The sequence below is a fragment of the Helicobacter burdigaliensis genome (genome assembly GCF_003670295.1).
Lineage (GTDB): Bacteria > Campylobacterota > Campylobacteria > Campylobacterales > Helicobacteraceae > Helicobacter_D > Helicobacter_D burdigaliensis.
This window is the reverse complement of record NZ_QXJG01000008.1, coordinates 26,608-48,106: the sequence shown is the minus strand read 5'-3', so window position 1 is coordinate 48,106 and position 21,499 is coordinate 26,608. Positions and strand designations below refer to the sequence as shown.

Annotated in this window: 26 protein-coding genes; 13 read left to right on the top strand and 13 right to left on the bottom strand. The window is 33.5% G+C overall.

The genetic code is table 11. The features are described 5' to 3' along the window. Positions 1–3: 3 nt before the first annotated feature. From EBF09_RS04630 to trxA, 11 genes are all read right to left on the bottom strand, one after another. Complete coding sequence (locus EBF09_RS04630) at positions 4–453, bottom strand: hypothetical protein (RefSeq protein ID WP_121763968.1); 450 nt, start codon at positions 451–453, stop codon at positions 4–6. A gap of 2 nt (positions 454–455) precedes the next feature. Beyond that, positions 456–1,301 carry a UTP--glucose-1-phosphate uridylyltransferase GalU gene (gene galU / locus EBF09_RS04625; protein WP_121763967.1) on the bottom strand — a complete coding sequence of 282 codons (846 nt, stop codon included), beginning with the start codon at positions 1,299–1,301 and terminating at the stop codon, positions 456–458. A gap of 9 nt (positions 1,302–1,310) precedes the next feature. After that, positions 1,311–2,087, bottom strand: a complete 777-nt coding sequence (locus EBF09_RS04620; protein ID WP_121763966.1) for a DUF815 domain-containing protein — start codon at positions 2,085–2,087, stop codon at positions 1,311–1,313. Continuing rightward, complete coding sequence (locus EBF09_RS04615; protein ID WP_121763965.1) at positions 2,087–4,255, bottom strand: AAA family ATPase; 2,169 nt, start codon at positions 4,253–4,255, stop codon at positions 2,087–2,089. The genes EBF09_RS04620 and EBF09_RS04615 overlap by 1 nt, the downstream gene beginning before the upstream one ends. A gap of 3 nt (positions 4,256–4,258) precedes the next feature. Next, positions 4,259–4,561 (bottom strand): ATP-dependent Clp protease adapter ClpS, encoded by a 303-nt coding sequence (gene clpS / locus EBF09_RS04610; RefSeq protein ID WP_121763996.1) that lies wholly within the window; start codon positions 4,559–4,561, stop codon positions 4,259–4,261. Between the two features lie 68 nt (positions 4,562–4,629). Further along, entirely contained in the window at positions 4,630–5,583 is a 954-nt protein-coding gene (locus EBF09_RS04605) for a TIGR01212 family radical SAM protein (protein ID WP_198672537.1), read from the bottom strand. Between the two features lie 11 nt (positions 5,584–5,594). Continuing rightward, entirely contained in the window at positions 5,595–6,974 is a 1,380-nt protein-coding gene (gene purF, locus EBF09_RS04600; RefSeq protein ID WP_121763963.1) for an amidophosphoribosyltransferase, read from the bottom strand. A gap of 8 nt (positions 6,975–6,982) precedes the next feature. Further along, positions 6,983–7,753: a 4-hydroxy-tetrahydrodipicolinate reductase gene (gene dapB, locus EBF09_RS04595; protein WP_121763962.1), complete on the bottom strand. Its 771-nt coding sequence runs from the start codon at positions 7,751–7,753 to the stop codon at positions 6,983–6,985. Positions 7,754–7,767: 14 nt separating this feature from the next. Continuing rightward, positions 7,768–8,709: a thioredoxin-disulfide reductase gene (gene trxB, locus EBF09_RS04590; RefSeq protein WP_121763961.1), complete on the bottom strand. Its 942-nt coding sequence runs from the start codon at positions 8,707–8,709 to the stop codon at positions 7,768–7,770. Positions 8,710–8,730: 21 nt separating this feature from the next. Then, positions 8,731–9,201: a hypothetical protein gene (locus EBF09_RS04585; protein WP_121763960.1), complete on the bottom strand. Its 471-nt coding sequence runs from the start codon at positions 9,199–9,201 to the stop codon at positions 8,731–8,733. Positions 9,202–9,231: 30 nt separating this feature from the next. Then, a complete protein-coding gene (gene trxA, locus EBF09_RS04580) occupies positions 9,232–9,549 on the bottom strand; it encodes a thioredoxin (RefSeq protein WP_121763959.1) in 318 nt (105 codons plus the stop codon). Positions 9,550–9,804: 255 nt separating this feature from the next. Here trxA and EBF09_RS04575 point away from each other — a divergent pair, with 255 nt between their 5' ends. The 13 genes from EBF09_RS04575 to EBF09_RS04515 all read left to right on the top strand — a co-directional run bounded on the left by EBF09_RS04575 (position 9,805) and on the right by EBF09_RS04515 (position 19,779). Further along, positions 9,805–10,881, top strand: a complete 1,077-nt coding sequence (locus EBF09_RS04575) for a lytic transglycosylase domain-containing protein (RefSeq protein WP_121763958.1) — start codon at positions 9,805–9,807, stop codon at positions 10,879–10,881. After that, positions 10,878–11,690 (top strand): septal ring lytic transglycosylase RlpA family protein, encoded by an 813-nt coding sequence (locus EBF09_RS04570; RefSeq protein ID WP_121763957.1) that lies wholly within the window; start codon positions 10,878–10,880, stop codon positions 11,688–11,690. The genes EBF09_RS04575 and EBF09_RS04570 overlap by 4 nt, the downstream gene beginning before the upstream one ends. Before the next feature lie 9 nt (positions 11,691–11,699). Next, a complete protein-coding gene (gene hisB / locus EBF09_RS04565; RefSeq protein WP_121763956.1) occupies positions 11,700–12,275 on the top strand; it encodes an imidazoleglycerol-phosphate dehydratase HisB in 576 nt (191 codons plus the stop codon). Beyond that, on the top strand, positions 12,272–12,763 hold the full coding sequence (locus tag EBF09_RS04560) for a KdsC family phosphatase (protein WP_121763955.1): 492 nt from the start codon (positions 12,272–12,274) through the stop codon (positions 12,761–12,763). Before hisB ends, EBF09_RS04560 begins: the two co-directional genes overlap by 4 nt. A 67-nt stretch (positions 12,764–12,830) precedes the next feature. Beyond that, positions 12,831–13,304, top strand: coding sequence for a hypothetical protein (locus EBF09_RS04555; RefSeq protein WP_198672535.1), 474 nt, complete (start codon positions 12,831–12,833; stop codon positions 13,302–13,304). Next, entirely contained in the window at positions 13,301–13,765 is a 465-nt protein-coding gene (gene lptA, locus EBF09_RS04550) for a lipopolysaccharide transport periplasmic protein LptA (RefSeq protein ID WP_121763953.1), read from the top strand. Before EBF09_RS04555 ends, lptA begins: the two co-directional genes overlap by 4 nt. Continuing rightward, positions 13,765–14,376 carry a ribosome biogenesis GTP-binding protein YihA/YsxC gene (gene yihA / locus EBF09_RS04545; protein ID WP_121763952.1) on the top strand — a complete coding sequence of 204 codons (612 nt, stop codon included), beginning with the start codon at positions 13,765–13,767 and terminating at the stop codon, positions 14,374–14,376. Before lptA ends, yihA begins: the two co-directional genes overlap by 1 nt. Continuing rightward, on the top strand, positions 14,373–14,894 hold the full coding sequence (locus tag EBF09_RS04540; protein ID WP_121763951.1) for a GNAT family N-acetyltransferase: 522 nt from the start codon (positions 14,373–14,375) through the stop codon (positions 14,892–14,894). The genes yihA and EBF09_RS04540 overlap by 4 nt, the downstream gene beginning before the upstream one ends. Further along, complete coding sequence (locus EBF09_RS04535; protein ID WP_121763950.1) at positions 14,861–15,325, top strand: hypothetical protein; 465 nt, start codon at positions 14,861–14,863, stop codon at positions 15,323–15,325. Before EBF09_RS04540 ends, EBF09_RS04535 begins: the two co-directional genes overlap by 34 nt. Continuing rightward, positions 15,326–17,152 (top strand): penicillin-binding protein 2, encoded by a 1,827-nt coding sequence (gene mrdA / locus EBF09_RS04530; RefSeq protein ID WP_198672534.1) that lies wholly within the window; start codon positions 15,326–15,328, stop codon positions 17,150–17,152. Next, the gene (gene coaBC, locus EBF09_RS04525; protein ID WP_121763949.1) at positions 17,149–18,360 is read left to right on the top strand and encodes a bifunctional phosphopantothenoylcysteine decarboxylase/phosphopantothenate--cysteine ligase CoaBC; all 1,212 of its coding nucleotides are present in this window, start codon (positions 17,149–17,151) and stop codon (positions 18,358–18,360) included. The genes mrdA and coaBC overlap by 4 nt, the downstream gene beginning before the upstream one ends. Further along, positions 18,357–19,112: a hypothetical protein gene (locus EBF09_RS04520; RefSeq protein WP_121763948.1), complete on the top strand. Its 756-nt coding sequence runs from the start codon at positions 18,357–18,359 to the stop codon at positions 19,110–19,112. The genes coaBC and EBF09_RS04520 overlap by 4 nt, the downstream gene beginning before the upstream one ends. 1 nt (position 19,113) lies before the next feature. Then, the gene (locus EBF09_RS04515; RefSeq protein WP_121763947.1) at positions 19,114–19,779 is read left to right on the top strand and encodes a di-trans,poly-cis-decaprenylcistransferase; all 666 of its coding nucleotides are present in this window, start codon (positions 19,114–19,116) and stop codon (positions 19,777–19,779) included. 188 nt (positions 19,780–19,967) lie between these two features. Here EBF09_RS04515 and EBF09_RS04510 read toward each other — a convergent pair whose 3' ends face one another. After that, positions 19,968–21,083, bottom strand: a complete 1,116-nt coding sequence (locus EBF09_RS04510) for a major outer membrane protein (protein ID WP_121763946.1) — start codon at positions 21,081–21,083, stop codon at positions 19,968–19,970. A gap of 47 nt (positions 21,084–21,130) precedes the next feature. Further along, on the bottom strand, positions 21,131–21,289 hold the full coding sequence (locus EBF09_RS09445) for a major outer membrane protein (RefSeq protein ID WP_121763945.1): 159 nt from the start codon (positions 21,287–21,289) through the stop codon (positions 21,131–21,133). Between the last annotated feature and the right edge of the window lie 210 nt (positions 21,290–21,499).

Genomic DNA, 21,499 nt, shown 5'->3' with positions numbered 1-21,499 from the left:
AATTTATTTCTTCTTTTTTTCATTAGATTCACGATTTTTCAATGCAGAACCAATCGTTGTTTCAATTTCTTTTTTATAGCTTGGATTAAGCTTTACAAGCTCTTCTCTATATCTTACAATGCTATCAATATCCACACTAGCACACCATGCAAGAGCAGAGATAAAATCCATTCTTTCTTGGTATTCTTTACTCTCTTTTTTATAATTTGTAAAAGGATTAAAATAATTTTTAAATGCTTCTAAAACTTCTTGCACTGCATCCTCGCTAGGCGTGCCTTTTAAAACAGAGGTTAAATGCACGATATTTTTTAATAGATTTTCTTTTTTCCTTTGTTCTTCAAGATAAGCTTGAATATTTTGCATTACAATCACAATGCCTACAAGCAACACAAAAGGCATTAATGCAACAATCATCAACACCCAAACAAAAAAATAAAAATCTAAGTTATACAAATTTAGGCCTTATTCTTTTTATATTTTTCATAAAATATATTTGTAGCTTCCACAAACCCTTCTACACTTCCACAATCATAACGCTTACCTTTAAATTTATAGGCTAAAACCATTCCGCTTTGACACTGACTTAAAAGTGCATCAGTGATTTGAATCTCACCATTTTTGCCCGGTTTTGTCTTCTTTAAAATCTCAAAAATATCAGGAGTTAAAATATAGCGTCCAATAATAGCAAGATTGCTTGGTGCTTCTTCAATGCTAGGTTTTTCTATCATATTATCCACCACAAACACATCTTTATCAATCTCTCTACCTGCAATCACACCATATTTACTCACCTCTTTTGCTTCCACTTCTTCCACTGCGACAATAGAGCATTTATATTTTTCATAAATTTTACACATCTGTGCTAATACACCCTCTCCCTCATTATCGCACAAATCATCACTTAAAATTACACAAAAAGGCTCATTTCCTATTAAATTTTCTCCCATCAAAATTGCATGCCCTAAGCCTTTCATTTCCATTTGTCTTGTATAAGAAAAAGTGCAAACTTCTAAAATCCTCCTAATTTCTTGCAAATAGCTTTCTTTACTTGTGCCTTTTATTTGATGTTCTAACTCATAGCTAATATCAAAATGATCTTCTAAAGCTCTCTTTCCACGCCCTGTGATGATAGCCATATTAAAAATCCCTGCCTCAATAGCTTCTTCCACTCCATATTGAATTAAGGGCTTATTTACAATGGGTAACATCTCTTTTGGCATAGACTTCGTAGCAGGTAAAAACCGCGTCCCATAACCCGCTGCTGGAAATAAACATTTTTTAATATTGCTATTTTTATTCATTTTTCCTCCTTAGATAAATTTTAATAAATCACTTTTATAAAGGCTAAGAAAATGCTTTGCGATACGAGGATTCTTAGAGCCTCTTTTGGTAGCATAATTTAGAGCAATCTTAGAAATCTCTTCCCACTTATATCCACCAAAACTACCCTTTTTAAACTCGTCTTGCAAAATCTCTAAATACTCTTTAGCCCCATAAGTATAAAATCCAATGCTTATAGGGAATCTATCGCTTAATGAAAGTTTATCATCATTTCCCATAAAACCAAAAAGATCGTTTTCTTCATTGCTTTCTTTTAAAAGATGTTTTTTATTAGAAGTTGCATAAATCAAAACATTTTTAGGAAAACTTTCAATACTCCCCTCTAATACACTTTTTAAAGCCTTATAGTCTTCCCCTTCTTCAAAGCTTAAATCATCACAAAAAATAATAAATTTTGCCCTCTCTTGACGCAAAAAATCCATAATTTTAGGCAATGCTTTTAAATCTTCTTTAAATACTTGCAAAACCCTCAAGCCCTCTTTAATAAATTTTGTAAAAATCGCTTTTGCTAAAGAAGATTTTCCACAACCTCTAGCACCCCACAAAAGAACATTTACCCCTACTCCTTTTTGTAAAAATGTCCTTGTGTTTTGCTCTAAAATCTCCCTTTCTTTCTCAAGATTTTTTAATTCATTTAAATCTATTTCTTCTAATTCTATCACATAATGAAAATAATCTTCTTTTAATAAAGAATCATAGCGGTAAATTGCAGCATTATACTTTTCTAAATCCCAAACTAATGCCATTATTTTGCACTCTTTTTGGAGATTTTTAGGCTATTTTCTATGCAATCTACAAAAATTTCTGTATCTTTTTTCAAATTCTCAAACAATAAAAAATCACTCAATGGATTTTTAATCTCTTTTTGTATTAACCCATAAAGTGGCCTTGCACCAAGCTCTTCATTAAAGCCATTTTTTGCTAAATATTCCTTTGCACTTTTACTTAAAACCACTTTAATACCTTTTTGGCTAATTTGAGTATTTAAGTCCAAAATATTTTTATCTACGATTTTTAGAATCTCTTTTAAACCCAATGCATTAAAAGGGATAATCGCATCAAGACGATTTCTAAATTCTGGACTAAAACTCTCTTTTATAGCTCTTTCAAATTTTAAAGTGGCATCTTGATTAAATCCAAGAGTAGGTGCTTCTTTAGAACCCACATTAGAAGTCATAATAATAATCACTGATGAAAAATCACTACTTACTCCATTATTGTCTGTTAACTTTGCATAATCCATCACTTGTAAAAACAGATTAAGCACATCAGGATGTGCTTTTTCAATCTCATCTAAAAGCAAAAGTGTATGGGGATTTTTCTTTATCATTTCCGTTAAAATCCCTCCTTTATCATATCCTACATATCCTGCTGGAGCGCCAATTAGCTGTGAAATACTATGCCTTTCCATATATTCACTCATATCTAGCCTAAAAAAACTAATTCCTAAAAGTTTTGCAAGATCCTTTGCAAGCTCCGTTTTACCAACGCCACTAGGCCCACTAAATAAAAATGAGCCAATGGGTTTATTAGGTGCTCCTAAGCCTGCTTTATTACGCTTTAATGCTTTGACAACTTCACAAATTGCTTGATCTTGCCCATAGATTCTTGCTTTTAGCTTACTCTCTAAAGTTTTTAGCAAACTTTTATCATCTTTTGTGGCTTCAATTTGTGGTAATTTTGCCATTTTTGCTACCATTTGTTTGATGCTTTGCAAGCTTACTTTTCCATTTTTTCCTGCTAACTTATAACTTGCACCCACTTCATCCATAATATCAATGGCCTTATCTGGCAAAAAACGCTCATGCAAAAACTGACTAGATAGCTCTACAATTCCCCTAATGACTTCTTTTGGATAGATTACACCATGATGTTTTTCATAATGCTTCTTAAGTCCCATTAAAATCAAAATACTCTCTTCAATACTAGGCTCATCTACTTCTACTTTGGCAAAACGCCTAGAAAAAGCCTTATCTTTTTCTATGAGATTCCTATATTCTACATAAGTGCTAGCACCCATACAACGCATTTTTCCATTGCCCAAAACGGGTTTTAAAAGATTACTAGCATCCATACTTCCGCCATTTGTTGCACCCGCACCCATTAGAGTATGTATTTCATCAATAAACAAAATAATATTTTTTTTCTTTAGAATCTCTTCACTTAATCCCTTTAATCTCTTTTCAAAATCTCCCCTATATTTTGTCCCTGCTACTAATGCACCAAGATTGAGTGCATAAATTTCATTTCCTTTTAAAGGACTATTTTCTAAATTAAGCGCCAAGCCTTCAGCCACTGCTGTTTTTCCAACTCCGGGTTCTCCTATTAAAAGAGGATTGTTTTTCTTGCGTCTTAATAAAATCTCCATACAACGCTTCACCTCTTCATCTCTACCTATTAGAGGATCAATTCTCCCCTCCCTTGCTTCCTTGCTTAAGTTAATACAATATTTTTCTAAAAAGCTTTCTTCTTCTGTATTTGCTTCTTTGGAATTACCTTTATCTGTAATGTATTCCAAAACCGCTAAACGCGTAATCCCAAAAGATTTTAAAACTTGTGTGCTATATGCTTTATCCTCTTCTAAAATAGCCACTAGCAAATCTTCCACGCTCGCTTCTTTTCTTTGCGAACCTCTAACATGGCTTATCATCATTTCAATAATACGCGAGAGCGCTAAAGTTTCAATGGGTTCTGCTTCTTTTGCTACTTGAATATTTTTTACTAAATACTGATAAATTTTTTCTCTAATTTGATGAATATTTCCTCCACAGGTTTCTAAAACTTTTACCATTCTAGCATTAAAAAGTAACTCATAAAAAATATGCTCTGTGGTTAAATACTCATGCTTAAAGGCCTTTGCATTTTTTTGCGCACTCTGCAAAATAAGATTTAATTCTTTGCTAATTTCAATCATTGCTTAGGCTTTTTCTAAAATTACACGCAAAGGATATTGCTTTTCTTTAGACATTCTTCTAACTTGTGCCACTTTTGTTTCTGCAATATCATAAGGATAGATTCCGCATACACCTTTACCATTGTGGTGAATTTGAAGCATTAAATTAAGCGAATCTTCAAAATTTTTGCCAAAAATCTTCTGCAAAACTTCAATCACAAAATCCTGCGTTGTGTAGTCATCGTTTAATAAAATTACCTTGTAGTAGAAAGGCTCTTCTATCTGTGTAGAAACTTGCTCTAGTGTAGAGCTTTCATTTTGTGTCATTTTTGGCAACTTACTTCCTTTTACTGCTTTTTATTGAAAATAAATTTTAACAAAAACCTTAATTTAAATCAATATTCAATCCCAGCTTCCCTCAAAGCATCACGAATAGAACGCATTTGAATATTTTTATCAAAACACCATTTAGGGGCAATGAGAGTATCGTTTCTAACCCCCGCACTCACGCGATGAATCACGACATTTTGCGGTATCATTTTTAAAGACTGCACGATTAAATCAATATAATCCACTAAAGTAATAGGATTATATTCGCCCTTTTGGTGCAATGAAGCCAAAATCGTTTTTTCAATAATGTAAAGCGGGTGTATTTTAATCCCATCACTCCCCCAATCAATTACTTGTTTTAAGGAGTTTAACATCATTTCTTTACTTTCTTTTGGAAGTCCATAGATGATATGAGAGCATACCTTTAAACCTCTTTTTTTAGTTTCATTAATCCAATATTCCATTCCCTCTGTGGTATGTCCGCGATTAATAAATTTTAAAGTTTCATCATAAATAGATTGTATTCCATACTCCACCCAAATTTCTTGTCCTCTCTCTTCTTGCAATCTTGCAAGCAAATCCAAAATCTCCAAACTCACACTATCGGTTCTAGTGCCAATGGACATACCCACAACATTAGGCAACTTCAAAGCTTCTGTATAAAGCGTTTGTAATGTAGCAAAAGGTGCATAGGTATTTGTAAAAGATTGAAAATAAATCATATATTTACCTACACCAAATTTATTTTTATGAAAATCACTTTGCCATTCATATTGTGAGTGTAACTGCTTTAACTGCATAGGCAAAAGCGGATTTTCGCTCATTCTAGGATTAATTTTTAAAGGAGCTTTTGGCTCATGCTCTAAAGTAGGGGAAAAACTTTCATTTTTACAAAAAATACAACCCCCCTTAGCCACACTTCCATCAATATTAGGACAAGTAAAACCAGCAAGTGCAATAGGCACCTTACGCACTCTTTGCCCAAAACGACGCTTACAATAGCGTCCAAAGGTTAGCATTTGTTTCAAATCTATTCCTTTAATTTTACAATGTAATTTCCATCAAAACAGGCTTGACAAAATTTATAATCCTCTGCTCCTATGCTTCTTTTTAATCCCTCTAAAGAGAGAAAAGAAAGTGTATCAGCACCTATAAATTTACACACCTCTTCATCACTCATTCTAGCACTAATTAATTCGCTTGTGCTTGGGGTATCTACTCCATAATAACAAGGAGAAATCGTAGGAGGAGAAGATATTTTCATATGAATCTCTTTTGCCCCACAATCTCTTAAAATTTTCACAATTTGTTTGCTTGTAGTTCCTCTCACAACTGAATCATCAATTACGATTATGCGTTTGTTTTCAATAAGCTCTCTAATAGGATTTAGTTTTAATTTAACTTTTAATTCTCTAATTTGCTGTGTAGGCTCAATAAAAGTCCTTCCCACATAATGGTTTCTAATAATCCCAAGCTCAAAAGGTATTCCACTCTCTTGGGAATAACCCAAAGCTGCAGCCACGCCACTATCTGGCACAGGAATAACTAAATCTGCTTCAATAGGATTTTCTTTAGCAAGTTCCCTTCCCATAGCTTTTCTAATGCTATACACAAGCCTGCCAAAAACATGACTATCAGGACGCGCAAAATATACATACTCAAACACACAAGGATAAGGGTTTTTTGGCATAATATCATAGCTTTGCATTCCCTCTTTAGAAAACACAAGCATTTCACCTGCATTCACATCACGCACATATTTTGCGCCCACTAAATCAAATGCACAAGTTTCACTTGCAACAATATAACCTACACTTCCATCAGGATTTTTAACTTCTCCCAAACTCAAAGGCCTAAAGCCATGTCTATCGCGGATTACAAACATTTTTTTGCGACTTAAAATCACAAAACAAAATGCACCTTCCACGCGCAACACTGCTTCTTTAATCCTATCAATCAAAGCCTCTTTTTTAGATCTTGCAATTAAATGGATAAGATTTTCTGTATCCATATGACTTTGAAAAATAGAACCCTCTGCGATAAGTTCATCGCGTATTTGCTTTGCATTTGTAAGATTTCCATTATGCACAATTGCAATTTCACCTAAATCATATCTAGCAAAAACAGGCTGTGCATCTGCTATGGAATCTTCCCCAGCAGTAGAATAGCGGTTATGTCCTATTGCGCTAAAACCTTTTAGCTTGTTTAAGGTTTCATCACAAAATACACTTGTAACCAATCCATGCTTTTTAATACAGGTTAATCTCTCTCCATTGCTTGCTGCAATCCCGGTAGCCTCTTGCCCTCTGTGTTGCATAGAAAAAAGTGAATAATATGCACTAATAGCTGCATTTTGCACATTATAAACCCCTACAACAGCACATTCCTCATTCCAATCTCTAGTTTCCACAAAACTCCTTATAAATTTAGAGAATCTTCAATACTATAAAGTCCATGGGGTTGATTTTTTAGCCATAAAGCTGCCTTTAATGCACCTTTAGCAAAAGTAGCTCTTGAAGTTGCAGTATGGCAAAACTCCAAATACTCTCCCTCTCCATAAAAGCCCACATTATGAATACCAGCTACATCGCCTCCCCTTAAAGACATCACGCCAATTTCATCTGCTTTGCGTTCGCCTATATTTCCATTTCTACCACTAATTCTAACTTTATCCAAATCAAGCCCTCTTGCATCCGCACAAGTTCTTGCTAGACTTAGAGCCGTCCCACTTGGAGAATCCTTTTTTAAATGATGGTGTGTTTCTACAATCTCAATATCAAAATCCCTCAAAGTAGAAGCCACCATAGAAATTGCCTTATTTAACACAGCCACTCCTAAAGACATATTAGAAGCATATAAAATAGGCATCTTCTTAGAAGCTTCCTTGATTAGATTTTCATGATGTGTTTCTAGCCCTGTTGTCCCAATAACAATCGGTTTAGGATGCCCTGCTATTGCTACTTCCAAAAGATTTTCTGTTCCTTTTGGAGTAGTAAAATCAACCACCACATCACAAGATTGCAATAAGACTTTTAGATCGCTTGTAATCAGCACTCCAGGATCAATAGAGAAATCTAACTCTCTTCTTGCATAAACACTCTCTAATTTAAATTCTTTGCTATCCCTTGCTAAATCTACTACAAGCTTACCTACACGCCCACTAGCACCAAACACACCAATTTTTAACATAAAGTTCCCCTTAATTATTTATGATGTTCTACATATTCAATTGCACTTAAAGCCGCTGTTGCTCCATCTGAAGCTGCACACACTACTTGCTTTGGAGCATCTTTGCGTAAATCTCCAGCCACAAATAATCCAGGAATATTTGTTTCCATTTTTAGATTTACAACAGCTTGTCCATACTCATCTAAAGCACAAATTGAATTACCATTTTCGTCCATTAGCACTTTATTATTAACATTATAGCCAATTAAAACAAAAATTCCATCAATTTTTAAATCCATAGTGCTTTCATCTTCTAAATTTTTAAGTTTTAATCCTGTTACACCCGCTTCAGTGCTTCCGCAAATTTCTTCAATCACATAAGGTGTTAAAAAGTTAATTTTAGGTTCATTTTTGGCACGCTCTAAAGTAATAGGAGAAGCCCTAAATTCATTTCTTCTATGGATGAGTGTAACTTTTGAACAAATTTTTGCTAGATAGATAGATTCTTCTACTGCAGTATCTCCACCCCCTAAAACAACAACTTCTTTATTTTTATAGAAAAATCCATCACAAGTTGCACATGAGCTAACACCTTTACCCCAATAAGTATCTTCTCCCTTAACTCCTGAACGCTTCGGACTTCCGCCTGTTGCTACAATTACCGCTTTAGATTCCACTTCTTTTCCATCGCTTAAAACTAACACAAAATGGCTATCTTTTCTTTTAATATATTTTACTTCTGCCATTTCATGCTTTAATCCAAATCTAAAACACTGCTCTTGCCAAGGCTGCATAAAATCAAATCCACTTTTAACCTCTGCAACACCTGGATAATTTTCCATTTCACTACTTGAAGTGATTTGCCCACCAGGCATTCCCTTTTCAAACATTACCACTTCTTTTAAACCACCTCTAGTAGCATACAAACCAGCACTTAATCCTGCAGGACCTCCACCAATAATAGCTAATTCTAACATTTTAACTCCTTTAGATAGAATTTATTTTTTAAAATTTAACAGCTTATAAATGCCATTTTCTTTTAACTTTTCATAAGAATATGGATTCTCTTTATTTTGCTTTAATGCAAAGCAAAGAGGAACTTGCTTAATCTCAAAACCATTAATAAGATTTAGCAAACCACGACTACTCACTTTTAAATTCACAATTTTATTATCTTGTATATTTCCATTTTGATATAAATCTATTGCTAAAATTTTATTTTGATATTTTTTACTTTGTTGGATTAAAAATTCTTTCCAATTTTCTTGATGAGAACTATAAAAACATAAATGATATTCCAATTCTTTAGGTTCAAAAAACTCTATTTCTTTTTCTTTTTGTATAAAAAATCCATTCTCTTTGAAATTGATTTTCAATACAGATGAAAAAGAATACTGATAATACAAAAAAGCCCCTATTGCAAAAATAACAATAAATGCAATAGGAAAGCTAGGGCAACATTTTTTCAAATTCTGCCCCTTTTTTCATCTAAATTTTTCTTACAATAAACTATCAATTTTATTTCTAAAATCTTGCTCACTTGCAGCACCAATCATTTCATCTACTTTTTGTCCATCTTTATAGAAGAAAATTGTAGGGATTGAGCGGATTCCAAATTTCATTGCCAACTCTTGTTGATCATCTGTATTTACTTTACAAATTTTTGCTTTTCCTGCATATTCTGCTGCAAGCTTATCAATCACTGGGGAAATCATCTTGCATGGATTACACCAAGGTGCCCAAAAATCAACCATTACAACACCATCTTTAATTGTTTCTTCAAAATTTTGCTCTGTTAGTTCAATATAACCAGCCATAACTCTGTCTCCTTGTAAATAATAATTTTTATCCTTACAATTATACTCTTCTTAGCTTAAAAGTTTCAAATCTTATTTAATTTCTTAAAACTTTTTCTAATTTTGTTTAATTTTCAACACAAAAACTCTAGCAATCCTCTTATTTGAAACCTAACCTATTTTTAGATATAATGTTGCGTTTTTTCTCAAAAAACACAAAAGATTCATATTCAATTAAACTATATTCTATACATTATATAAAAAGGATTTTATCTAATGAAAATATTTTTAGCATTATTTTTAAGTTTTACATTTTGTTTTGCAGAATTTGGGCAAATTGCCTATGACAACAGAAGCGAAGAGGTTTTAAATACCTTTGATATTGAACCAAACTTCCTTAATAATCCCTATTTTATAGATGTAAAAAATTCTTTCTTTAAAGAGGGTAAAAAGGATTATATTCTTAATAAATTTGAAAAAGGTTACGAATTTATCCCTACTCTTAAAGAAATGTTTTTAAAAGAAGGGATTCCTCAAGAGTTTTTATATCTTGCAATGGTTGAATCAGAATTCTCCCTTCTTGCAAAATCTAACAAAAAAGCAGTAGGAATGTGGCAGTTTATGCCAAAAACCGCTCAATCTATGGGTTTAGAAATCAATTCTCAAATTGATGAGAGAAGAGATCCTATTAAATCCACACAAGCCGCCATTGCTTATTTAAAATATTTAAAAAATACTTTTGGTAAATGGTATCTTGCTGCTATTGCTTATAATTGTGGTGATGGTAGGCTAAAGCGTGCCATAAAAGAAGCAGGTAGCGATTCTTTAGCGGTGCTTTTAGATCCAGAGGCAAAATATATTCCTTTAGAAAGTAGAATGTATATTAGAAAAATTCTCTCTGTTTCTCTTTTGTTTCACAATATAGATTTATTAAAATCTAGCGATTATGATTACTTTTTAAATCGTGGGGCAAACTCGCTTTTAGCCACTATTGAAGCACATCCTTCCACACCCCTTAGCCTCATTGCCTCACAAGCAAATCTAAGCTTAAAGGAATTAAAACGCTACAATCCACATTTTAAGCAAAATTTCACTCCTAAAAAAGCAAAAATTTATAATGTTTATTTGCCCTATCATTTACTAGCTTCCTACAAAGAAGCTAATATTAAACGAGGAAATAAAATCACAAATTACCTCGTGCATAAAGTAAATAAAGGCGATACAATTTACTCGATTGCAAAACGCTATGGAATCTCATCTAAAAAACTTACAAATTTCAATGCAATTAAAAATTCTAATAGCCTTTCTATTAACCAAGAAATTATTATTCCCCTTGATGGAGGCAATGTATGAAAAAAGCTTTACTCTTTGTTGGCGCACTTTTATTTTTAGGAGGATGTGGCTATAAAAGTAGCTCTTACAATCCTTCTTCTTACGCTTCTTCTAACGCCAAAAATTATGGCTCTATGAATAATAATGAACGCGTGCATAAAGCCACTATGCGTCCCTATCAAATCAATGGAAAATGGTATTACCCTACTTCTGTTGCATTAGGAGAAAGAAGTGATGGGGTTGCAAGCTGGTATGGCCCAAAGTTTCATGGTAAAAAAACAAGCAATGGGGAAACTTATAGCATGTATGCACACACAGCAGCCCACAAAACTTTACCTATGAATACTATCGTGCGTGTAACAAGTAAAGAAAATGGGAAAAGCACCATCGTAAGAATCAACGATAGAGGCCCTTTTATTAGCGGGAGAATCATTGATCTTTCAAATTCTGCTGCAAAAGACATAGATATGATAGGCAAAGGCACTGCAAGAGTTAGCTTAGAAGTTATTGGATTTAATGGACAAATTTCTAATACTATCCCTTTAAATACCACTACACTTGCAAACACAGAATACAAAGTGGCAAATACACAAACAAGTGTGGAAATCTCAGGTTTTATGGTGCAAATTGGAGCTTTTAGAAACAAAGAAGGAGCATATAGATTCCAAAAAATGCACTCAAATTATGGTTATAATGCTTTTGTAAAAGAGTATAGCTTAAATAATGCACCTATTTATCGCGTTATGTTAAGTGGATTTAAAAGTGAAGCAGAAGCTAGAGATGTTATCGCTTCTAAAAAATTAGTAGGCTCATTTATTATCACACAATAAGGAGAAATCATGGCAACACTCACAAGAGAAACTAAAGAAACCCATATCAAAGCAACGCTAGAGATTTATGGCAATGGAGTAAGTAAGATTAATACAGGCATTGGTTTTTTTGATCATATGCTAAGCTCTCTTAGCAAACACGCCTTGTGGGATTTAGAACTAGAATGCAAAGGGGATTTGCATATTGATTCACACCATAGCGTTGAAGATTGTGGGATTGTACTTGGAAAACTATTAAAAGAGATTCTCTATCCTATTTCTTGTGTAGAACGCTTTGGAAATGCTTCTGTTGTAATGGATGAGGCTTGTGTGGAATGTGATTTAGATCTTAGTAATCGTCCTTTTTTGGTTTATGAAATTCCAAACCTAGAAGGAAAACTTGGAGAATTTGATTGTGAATTAGCCGAAGAGTTTTTTAGAGCGCTTATTTTTAATGCAGGTATTTCTGCGCACATTGTCCTAAAAAGAGGTAAAAACCGCCATCATATTATTGAAGCGATCTTTAAAGCATTTGCAGTGGCTTTGCGTAGAGCTTGTGTGAAAAATAGTGCTTTAAGTATTCCTAGCACAAAGGGTGTGTTGTGATAAAGCTAATCGTCTTAGATGTAGATGGAACTCTAACAGATGGCGGGATTACCTACAATGAAAAAGGAGTTGAAAGCAAAACTTTCAATGTAAAAGATGGATTAGGAATTGCAGGCTGGATTAAACTTGGGAAAAAAGTGGCTATTATTACTGGAAGAAAATCTAAAATCTTAGAATTAAGAGCTAAAGAATTAGGCATTACCTACTTAAAACAAGGCATTAGCAACAAAGCACTTGCCCTAAAAGAAATCTTAGAAAAAGAAAATATAAAAACTGATGAATTTGCAGTAATTGGTGATGATTTAAACGATCTTTCCATGCTAAATTTAACAAAATTCTCCTTTGCCCCTAAAGATTGTGCTAAAATTTTACGCAAAAAAGTCTATAAAGTCCTAAAATCAAAAGGCGGAAAAGGAGCAGTTAGAGAAATGATTGATTTTCTTATCAAAAAAGAAAAGCTAGAAGAGGAATTTTATGCTCTCTTTTAAAAAAAATTTCCATAGAGGCTCTCTTGTGATTTATTTTTTTATTTTTTTATGCCTAGCTTGTGTCTTAATGACTTTCACATTAAGTATCCAAAATCGTAAAATTGCAGAAGCTACCCAACAAATTGAAAAATTTGAAATCTCTTCTTTTTTGTATCATAAAATCACTCCACAAGGAGTAGAAGTAATAGCAAAAGGAACTAAGGCAAAACAAAATAAAGATGGACAAGAAGAACTAGAAGATTTTATCATTGATCATTATCTCTTTGAAGAAGGAAAAATAGAAACTTTACAATCTAATTTTGCAATCCATAAAAATGATAATATCTATATGCCAAAGGGTGCAACCTACCAAAAAGAAGCATTAAATTTTTGGAGTGAGATTGTCATCTATGAAACCAAAACCAAAAACTTATTAAGTCAAGGTAATTTCAAAATTATAGAAGAAAGCTATCAATTTAATGGTAAAAATGCAGAATACAAAAAAGGTAAAATTTATGCCAAAGACATTAATGGAATCTTGCAAACAGGAAAAGAATTATGAAAAATTTTATCCTTTTATTTTTTTTATTTTTAACTCCCATCTTAAGTGATGAAATACATGTAAGTGCTCAAGAACTTAGTGCAGATGAAGCTAGCAAACTCACACATTTAAAAGGCGATGTGAAAATCAAACGACTAGATGATAGGCTTTATGCCGATGAAATGTTTATTTATTTTAACAAGCAAAATCGCCCCACAAAAATGGAAGCAAAAAATAATGTAAAATTTTGGCTCACCCTAAAAGATTCCCGTAAAGTTGAAGGTAGTGCAGATACGCTTATCTATCTCCCACAAAAAGAAGAATATCAACTTATAGGCAATGCTTTTGTCAAAGAACCTGCCAAAAAAAATGAAGCAAAAGGAGATAAAATAATCATTGAACAAAAAAGAGGCGCTATTAATGTTTTGGGTGATGCTAAAAAACCTGCTGTATTAATTTTTGAATTAGAAAAAGAGAAATAATGCAAACTTATAAACTCTTAAACTCAAAATTTATTACTTCAGCGCAAAATATCTCACAATGCCCCCCTCCTTTACTGAGTGAAATAGCGTTTTTAGGAAGAAGCAATGTAGGTAAAAGCACGCTTATCAATCTTCTTTGTAACAATAAAAACTTAGCCAAAAGCTCCTCCACACCTGGAAAAACACAACTCATCAATTTCTTTTTAACAGAATGGAGCAATGAAGATGAAAAACTCCAGCTTTATTTTGTAGATTTGCCCGGATTTGGCTATGCAAAAGTTTCTAAAAGCCAAAAAGAACTATGGAATAAAAACTTGGTAGAATTCTTGCAAAAACGCGATAACATTAGGCTTTTTATTCATTTAGTGGATAGCAGGCATCCTAATTTAGAAAATGATGCTAATCTTGTTTCTTTTGTAAGTGGATTTTTAAGAGGCGATCAAAAAATCTTAAGAATCTTCACCAAAATTGACAAGTTAAATTCCTCCCAAAAACAAAAACTAAAAAATGCCTTCCCACAAGCCCTTTTTAGTGGAAATAAAGAAAATATCGATTCTCTTAGACAAAGAATCGTGCAAGAAACTTTAGGAATTTATAAGGAAAATTTATGATTATCATACAACCCACTTTAGATCTTATCCCTAAAATGCAAGAGCTTTTAAAGCCAGAAATTGAAAAAGGTGTAATATTAGAGCGAACTTCAGAAGTTATGGCGAATATGATTCGTTCCTACCATGTAGCCTTTGAATCACAAGAAGTTTTAGAGCAAAATTCTCCCTTACTTTTAGAAAAAAAATCCCTAGATACGCTCAAAAATCCTATTATGCTTGGCTTTTGTGCTTTGCATATCCATTCAAATACACTCGCTGAAATTAGAAGCCTTATTGTTAGCCCAAACTATCAAAGAAAAGGAGTTGCAAAAAATCTCATTCAAGACTGCATTTATGAAGCAAGCATTCTTAAAATTCAAGAAGTTTTAGTTTTAACCTACAAAAGAGAACTTTTCTCTAAACTTGGTTTTGTAGAAATTAGTAAAGAAAAAATCCCCAACCAAAAAATTTGGGCGGATTGTATTTTATGTAAGCACTTTCCCGTATGCGACGAAGTAGCCCTCATAAAAAAAATTTAAGATTTATTTTCTTAATTCTTGGCATTATTATCTACTTGCCTTTAAGCGATATGTCTTATTATATGCCACCTCTTTTAGGTGTGCTTTATGTCCTCTCTCAAGATGCGTATGAAAGGGCAAATTATAATGCTTTTTATATCTTAGTGCCTCTTTTGCTAATTTTTGAAACAACAAAAAATCTTCCCTTAGGAAGCACATTATTATTTTTAGCATTTTCTTTTGCGATTTTATTGCCAAAGGTGCGTAAATTCTTAGGCTTTAGCAAAATTCTCATTCCATTTTTTATCGCTTATAGCTACTTTGGATATTTCCTATTTTTAAAGCTTTTTGGCATAATTTTAGATGAAGAATTTTTGAAATTTAATTGGATATTTGCTTGGTATGTATTGTGTGAAATTTTTCTTATTTGGATTTTCTTGTGGATTTTATAGATGATTAATAGACAATTTTATCTTTTCATTTTTATTTTTATTGTTTTTTGGGGAATTTTATTTTTCCGCATTTTTCATATAGGTATCATTTCTCATAAAGACTATGAAAAACAAGCACTCAACAACACTCTAAGAACTGAACCCATTATCCCTTTTAGAGGGCAAATTTTAGATAGGTTAGGTAGGCCACTTGCTACAAATATGGTAAATTTTAATATAGCGCTTCCCCCTCGTCTTTCTTTGAAAAGCAATTTGCCTATTTTAGAAAAGGAGATAGATACGATTTTAGAGTTTTTTCCAGAATATTCTAAAGAAGAGTTGATTGCAAAATACAAAAAAAACGATTCTCCTTATAGCCATGATTTAATCAATGTTATTGAATCTGTAGAGCATGAGTTTATTTTAAAACACCATACACATATTTCACAAAGCGATAATATAAGAATAGTCCCAACTTCAAAGCGTCTTTATCCCTATAATTCAAGTGCTTCGCATGTGATTGGCTATATTAGTAAAGCCAATCAAAAAGATATAGAAAAAGAACCCATAGCACACTACACAAAAATCATAGGCAAAGAAGGGCTAGAGCGACAATACGATAATTTCTTGCAAGGAGAAGTTGGAAAACGCGTGATTAAAGTAACTGCTTTTAACAAAGAAATAGAAACACTTTCTTACAAAGAAGCAAGCGACAATCAAGATTTAGTTACCACACTAGATATTACAATCCAAAAGGAAATGGATAAAATTTTTAGCGGACACAATGGTGCAGCTATTATTATGGATGCTACAAATGGAGAGATTCTAGCAGCAGGTAGCTATCCTGAATACAATCTTAATCATTTTGTAGGAGGTATCTCTTATGAGAATTGGAATGCCCTCCGTGATAGCCCCTATAAACCGCTTATTAATAAATTTATTAATGGACTTTATCCCCCGGGCTCTGTAATTAAAATGGGAATGGGATTAGCCTTTTTAGAAAATAGCGATATTGATGAGTTTAGCGAGATAAAAACTCCTCCCTTTGTGGAAGTTGGAGGCAGAAAGTTCCGCGATTGGAAAGAGGGAGGGCATGGAAGTGCTGATCTTTTTAAAGCATTAAAACGCAGTGTAGATGTGTATTTTTATCTACTCGCACAAAAAAGCGATTTTGAAAAAATTGCAAATGTGATTAAACGAATGGGCTTTGGACAAAAAAGTGGGGTAGATTTAGCTAATGAATCCATTGGGATTGTCCCCTCCCCCTCTTATAAAAAATCAAAATATAAACAAGATTGGTATATGGGCGATAGCATTGTAAGCTCTATTGGACAAGGTTTGTTTTTGGTTACTCCTATGCAAGTAGCAAACTACACCGCATTAATCGCAAGTGGCAAACTCCCCACCCCTCATTTTGTAAAAGATGTCGGGGGAGAGGCTATTATTAGAGAGAGTAAAGATGTTTTAAACGACTTTCAAAAAAGCAAATTAAAAGTTTTAAGAGAAGGAATGTATCAAGTATGCAGTGAAGTGGGTGGGACTGCATTTTATGCTACAAGAGAATCTAAAGCCTTGCTTGCTTGCAAAACAGGAACCGCACAAGTAGTAGGTATCTCACAAACCGATAAAGAGCGTATTAAAGAATCTGAAATGGATTATTTCCACCGCTCACAAGCATGGATTACTGGATTCTTACCTGCGGATAACCCACGCTATGTAATTACTATCATGGTAGAACATGGCGGAAGTGGTTCAGGGACTGCAGGCCCCATTCTTGCTAAGCTTGCAAATGTGCTTGTAGATCTTGGCTATGTAAAGCCAAAAACTGCCAAAAAGGATAAAAAATGACTAGCTTTCTCCCTCCTCTTTTAAAGAATAAGAAAATCATTTTAGGCGTGAGCGGAAGTGTGTCTATTTATAAATCTTTAGAAGTTTTAAGAGGTTTGCAAAAGCTTGGCGCTAGTGTGCGAGTGGTGATGAGTAATGCAGCACAAAACTTCATACAACCTTTGCTTTTTGAAGCACTAAGCCACCATCAAGTCTTACACACAAACAATCAATCTTGGGGTGAAAACCCTTGCAATCATATTGAACTAGCCACTTTTGGAGATGTTTTTTTAATCACTCCTGCAAGTGCAAATACAATTAACAAACTAGCCTCTGGAATAGCAGATAATCCACTTTTAGAAACCTTTTTAGCTTATAAAGGGATTAGACTTATAGCTCCTAGCGCAAATACTAAAATGCTAGAAAACAAAATCACACAAGATTCTCTAAAAAAGCTCGAATCTCTAGGGATTTGCATTATTCCACCCCTTTGCAAAGAACTTGCTTGCAAAGCCATAGGCAAGGGTGCATTAGCAGAACCTTTAGAAATTATTTTTAGAGTTTTAAAAGAGTGCTTCAAACAAGATTTTTGGCTAGATAAAGAAGTGTGTATTAGTGGCGGAGGAAGCATAGAAGCACTAGATAGCGTGCGTTATCTCTCTAATCATTCTAGTGGTAAAATGGCTCAATTCTTAAGCATTGCTTCTTATCTACTAGGTGCAAAAACTACCTACATAGGCTCTAAATTCCCCCTTACTCTACCCAAAGAAATCACAAGCATTCAAGTCCAAAATACAAAAGATTATCTTAATGCACTTAGCTCTTGGCAAAAAATTGCTAAAAATCGCTTCTTAATTATGGCAGCAGCCATAAGTGATTATATCCCAAAGCACACCCACTCCCATAAGTTAAAAAAGGAAGATTTAGGAGAAACTTGGGAACTAGAACTCATAAAAAATCAAGACATTCTAAGCACAATCAAAAAAGAAAATCAAATCACAATCGGCTTTAAACTAGAAAGCAAAGAAGGAGTGGAATCTGCTAAAAATGCCTTAAAAAATAAAAATCTTAATGCAATCTGCCTTAATATGATTAGTGAAAACTCTAGCCCTTTTAATGCAGATACTAACAATATCACTTTTATTAGCAATAAAATCTGTGAAAATCTAGGAGAAGGACATAAACTAGATTTAGCTTTTCAAATTCTAAACAAGGCAAAAGGCTTATGATTAAACAAATGGCACAAGTGGCAAACCTGCATAACAAAGTGCAAAACTCCACCACCCCCACGCAGTTTAATGCTTCACTGCCCATTAGGCTTGAAGTGCTAGAAAAATATCAAGGTATCCGCTATATGATAAAAGTAGGCAATGTAGCAATGGAAACCAAAAGCATAAAAGAACTTGAAGTAGGCAAAAACTACTGGGCTTTGATGGGAAAATCTAATGGCTCTATCACACTTTCAAACCTCATAAAACAACCTAATCTCCTAAAAGAAACCAACACTCCTTTAAAGTTAAATCCCGAACTTTTAGAAAAGTTTTTACAAGAGGGGGCAAACCCATTTGAAGCTATGAAGCAGTTTGTGGGCGAACGAATGGCAAGCGCTGAATCTAAATGGGAATTTGCCTTTCTTAGCCATATGTTGATGTCCCTAAAACAAAAGGTTTTGACACTGCCTCTCCATTATGATGATGAAAAGAAAGATGGATTTTTACAACTCAAAAAAAGAAAAGTTCAAGAATTAGATGCGTTAGAATTTTATTCTGTGTTTGCAAATCTTGGTGCTACTTGGGGAGTTTTAAGAAATTCTAATGAGGGCGTGAGGCTAGATATTAGCGTGATGTATGAAAGTGTAGCAAGATTGCTTCAACACAATTTAGAAGAGCTTTCCTTTATTCAAAAGGTAAATATTAATGTGGATTCTTCTATTACGCCATTGTATGATTTTAGCGATCAACTTTTAGACTTGGAGGGCTAAAATGTTGCATTTAGCGATTATAATGGATGGCAATGGCAGATGGGCAAATGCACAAAATAAACCCCGCCACTATGGACACAAAGAGGGCGCTAAAAAGATTAAAGAGATTTTACAAGGTTGCCTAGAACTTGGGGTTACACACCTAAGCTTGTATGCCTTTTCTACTGAAAACTGGAAGCGTCCTAAAAGCGAAGTGGATTTTTTAATGAAGCTTTTAGAAAGATACTTAAAAAGCGAAAAAGCAACCTATATAGAAAACAAAATTGCCTTTAAAAGCATAGGGGATTTAAGCATGTTTTCTAACAAACTTCAAAGATTAATTTATGAACTAGAAGAAGAAACCAAAGAAGGAGCAAAGCTTACACAATACCTAGCACTTAATTATGGAGCCAAAGATGAAATTATCCGCACCTTTAACAAGCTAAATGCAAATGCACTTTCCTTTAGCGAGGAGAATATCAAAAGCCATCTTGATAATCCCCAAGATGTGGATATTTTAATAAGAACGGGAGGGGATTATCGGCTATCTAACTTTCTTTTATGGCAATGTGCCTATGCAGAATTGTTTTTCACCAAAACACTTTGGCCTGACTTTAGCAAAGAGGAGTTAGAAAAAATCATTCAAGAATTTCACAATAGAGAAAGGAGATTTGGGGGATTGAATTAGCTATTTTGCTAACCCCCTATTTATAAAAGAGTAAGCAAGTTTATCTAAAAACTATATTTTGCCTCAAGTTGTGCTTTGGTTCTTTTTTGATCAAAGGGGTATCCCCATTTGAGCGGAGGTTCCTCTACTCTAATTTTTTTGGTCGTTAAAAATGCATAATATGCAGTGAGTTTAAGCTGTTTGCTATATTACCAACTTATTATAGGCGTGATTTCTATAAAATTTGTTTTAAAATTTTGAAATTCACTTGGACTTGGATAATCATCATATATTTTAAAAGTAGCATCTTGTCTACCATAGACAAAATCTAGCCCCACATTTAACCTCTCATCTAAAAAGCCATAATTCACATTTGCATAAAATACATCTAAATTAAATCTATTGTTTTTATCATTTACAAAATACAATGGACTCATATCTGCTTCAATCGAATAAGAATTCCACCAGATTTTCCCAGCACGCGCTAAGCCTGTTCCTTCATTTTCTAGTGCTACCAAAGTCCCATCTGCAAAGTTTGTAATGTAGCCCAACTTCATATCCAAAGGAAGAGAATAATCGTTTTTAAAATTAGCTCCTAGCTCTAAAGCCAGTAAATCATTTTTTCTTGTATGACTTCCTCGATTGCCTTTTTCATCTTTATAAATTGCCAAAAACGAATCTTTTGAATTATCGATTAAGTTATAGTGGTATTGCGCTTTAGCTCTAAATAAGCTGCCTTTCCAAGAAAGCTCACTAAAGATTAAAGCATCAGAAAAATCTTTAATGTAAAATCCCCACAATTGTGCTCCAAAATTCCCATAAGCAGTGTCTTTGTTATAAATTCCTGCTAGAGAATAAAGGGGTTTTGTGATTGTAAGCTCTGCTATTTTAGCATAGCGTTGCGTGTTTATAAGTTCTCCAGTATTTGAGCTATTAATCGCCCAAGAATCAAAGGCACTTGCCATCAAGGTTAGCCCATCAATATCATTATTTTGGATAAATATCCCTGTCCCTCTATCTCCTTCATAGGCATTTGTTATAGGACTATCTAGCTCTTGCTTACCAATTTTGATTGTAGTGGCTGTGCTTTGTGGAGTGAAGGTAGCATAGAAGCTTCTTACTCCAAACTCTCCATCAGCACCAGAGCCTAACCCCTCTCCTAAGCCTTGTGAGCCTGGAACCAAAATACCACCTTGAGGTATCTGCGATCCACCAACATAATTAGGCTCATACACTCCATTTCCATGATTTACATTATTAGAATTTTCATACATAATCCCAAAATTTAATGCCACATTTTCACTAAGAGAAGTTTTAAAATCTATAACACTGCGCCATTGATGCCTAGCAGCACTTTCTTCCTTTCCTTCTTCTAAATAAGCATATCATATCTATCATCAATATAGCGATAACGCAAATATCCGCTCACCTCTATATCTTTAATCGCCTCTTCTAAAGGTTGCGAGAACGCTAAAGTAGAAAAACAACTTGCCAAAACACTATATGCTAAACTTTTTTGGAGTAATTTCATCAATGAATCCTAATTTTAGATTTTTGGACATAAAATTATATAAAAAATCATCAAAAATTCATAAATTATTAAATATTTTTTTATACCTTATTTTATAATATTTTTATTTTTGATACACAATTACACAAATATATAAACTTGATATTTTAAAACAATACTTCATCTCTTATCCTTAAAAATCTTCTTTTATCATTATGAGGTTTGCTTAAA